This window comes from Neisseria sp. HMSC70E02 (assembly GCF_001838645.1).
Taxonomy (GTDB): domain Bacteria; phylum Pseudomonadota; class Gammaproteobacteria; order Burkholderiales; family Neisseriaceae; genus Neisseria; species Neisseria macacae.
In genome coordinates this window covers 1-2269 of record NZ_KV838050.1, presented here as the reverse complement: position 1 = coordinate 2269, position 2269 = coordinate 1, and the positions used below count along the sequence as shown (strand labels likewise).

The following is a 2269-nucleotide window of genomic DNA, read 5'->3' as shown; positions in this document are numbered from 1 at the left end:
AAATCCACCCGGACGGCAGATATACCTATATCTATACCGACCCGGATTCCTACGAGCCTTTAGCGCAAATCCGCGATTGGACAACCAAAGACGGCAAAAAACGCCAACAAACCCACTACTTCCACTGCGACCAAATCGGCATCCCGCGTGAGATGACCGATAAGGACGGCAATTTGCTGTGGTTCGGCAACTATACCGGCTGGGGACGTCTGAAAGAGGAAACCAAGGTAACAGATAGCGCATACCAGCCCTTCCGCCTGCAAAACCAGTATGCCGACCATGAAACGGGGCTGCATTACAACTTCTTCAGGTATTACGAACCTGATGCTGGGAGGTTTGTGAATCAGGATCCGATTGGGTTGATGGGTGGGGATAATTTCTACCATTTCGCACCCAATATTCTAAAATGGATAGATGCATTAGGATGGAGTAGATGGACAAAAACAGAAGTTTTAGGTAGAAGAGTATATAAAAATGACACTTTATTTACTCCTACTAGAAAAGTTAGTTGGAAGGATGCTACATCACCAACAGGATATAAATGTGGTACTAATTTAGATAGGATGTGTGAAGGAATGGCTCCTATTGGTAAAGATGGTAAATCTGTTGAATTACATCATCTTACCCAGCAAGAAGTGCTAAGAAATGGAAAACGCGGTAGTTTGGCAGAGGTTTCTTGGACAATACATACGAAATATACAGCTATATTGCATATTCCTTTCCCAAGAAATCCAAACAAACGCTCACAAACTCTTCCAAGATTTCCGAGTTTTAGAAGAAATAACGATGGAACCCCATCGACATTAGCTGCTGAATTTGATAATTATCGCTCTGCATACTGGAAAGAAAGAGCAAAAGACTTTGGAAGAACATGTGATTAAAAACTGGAGATTTTTATGGATACTCAATTAATTAAACAAATAACCGAAATGCTTAATAAGCTACCAAATTCTATATGTAGAATAAATAATTCAATTGATGAAGGTTGGATTGCCGCTGGGGAGTCGGAATTTAATCTGAAACTACCTGAATACTATCGATGGTTTATTAAAAATTACGACTCCATAACATTATGGGGCGAACTAATCAAAACAGTATTTCCTCCTGAGTATAGAGATGATGCTGATCAGGATATTTTCTATACTTATAACTGGAACATTAATTATAACAAAGATAATCATGATAAACTTTTCTTTCTAGAAGTTAATGATATAGGATTTTTTTATTTTAAAGTTATAAACAATAAGGCAAATGAAGAAGTTTATTGCTTTGATTTATCCACGGGTAATCATGATTTATATGCAGAAAATTTTTTAGATTTTTTGAAAATAGAAATTCCTAAAATTTATTCTAACTATTTATAATGATAGTAGCCGCAGGTTGAATTGAACCCCAACAAAACCTTAAGGTCGTCTGAAATCAATTTTCAGACGACCTTTCTCTATAATTTTCATCCAAAAATACCGGAGGAAGTATGGATGGGAAAGTCGGTCAGCCATCAGCCTCGATTTACCGCAATATAGAGCAACTACCAGTTAAAATATTCAGATCAACTTAACTAACAAAATTTTGAAATAGGAAAATACAACATGGATTATGACTTGAAAATATTGAATACTTCTCAAGTATTGGCTGATAAAAAATACTTGAAAGAATTTAAATTTGCAAATAGCAAATCATTTCCTTATTCTTATCAATCTTTCGCAGCACAATTTGGCTGGGGAAGGGTATTGGATAATTACTTAATTTACATCCCTCTAAATCCTAAGTTTCATGATTCATGGCAAAATGCTCGCGAAGATATAAAATCAACATATATAAATAATATTAACGAATATATTGACTATTATCCAGGTGAATCATTAGATTTAATGAAACGAATGGAACCATTTGCTAAAAGTGAGTCAGGTTATTATTTATTTTGGGATATATATAGTGAAGATTTACCTAATGAATTTAATATATACGCAACAGATTTTGTAGGAGATATATATCTACTAGGAAAAGACTTATTCGAAGTATTTTATAACTTGACCAATGACACTAAAATCTTAAAGGAATGTTTTAACAGGACACCTTGGCCTAAAACATTCGAAGGCTTTATGTCAATTTGTTAAAAACTCGACTATTTAATAAAATCTAAAATAAGCCGTAGGTTGAGTTGAGATCTAATAAAATATCAAGGTCGTCTGAAATATGTTTTCAGACGACCTTTTCCTCTATACATCACCACTTACCTGCTTCGACTACAACGAAAACGGCCAACTCA

Annotated in this window: 3 protein-coding genes; all 3 read left to right on the top strand. The window is 35.1% G+C overall.

The features are described 5' to 3' along the window. Nucleotides 1-881 (top strand): RHS repeat-associated core domain-containing protein (locus HMPREF3277_RS13215; protein ID WP_210401140.1); only part of this gene is annotated, 881 nt, incomplete at its 5' end. A gap of 15 nt (nt 882-896) precedes the next feature. Then, on the top strand, nt 897-1364 hold the full coding sequence (locus tag HMPREF3277_RS00430; protein ID WP_003762528.1) for an SMI1/KNR4 family protein: 468 nt from the start codon (nt 897-899) through the stop codon (nt 1362-1364). 225 nt (nt 1365-1589) lie between these two features. After that, nucleotides 1590-2117: a hypothetical protein gene (locus HMPREF3277_RS00425; protein ID WP_003762521.1), complete on the top strand. Its 528-nt coding sequence runs from the start codon at nt 1590-1592 to the stop codon at nt 2115-2117. Nucleotides 2118-2269 lie beyond the last annotated feature (152 nt).

What these genes read in the sequence shown, in the direction of transcription:
- HMPREF3277_RS00430 (WP_003762528.1), top strand. Translation starts at nt 897, where the DNA reads ATGGATACTCAATTAATTAAACAAATAACCGAAATGCTTAATAAGCTA.
- HMPREF3277_RS00425 (WP_003762521.1), top strand. Translation starts at nt 1,590, where the DNA reads ATGGATTATGACTTGAAAATATTGAATACTTCTCAAGTATTGGCTGAT.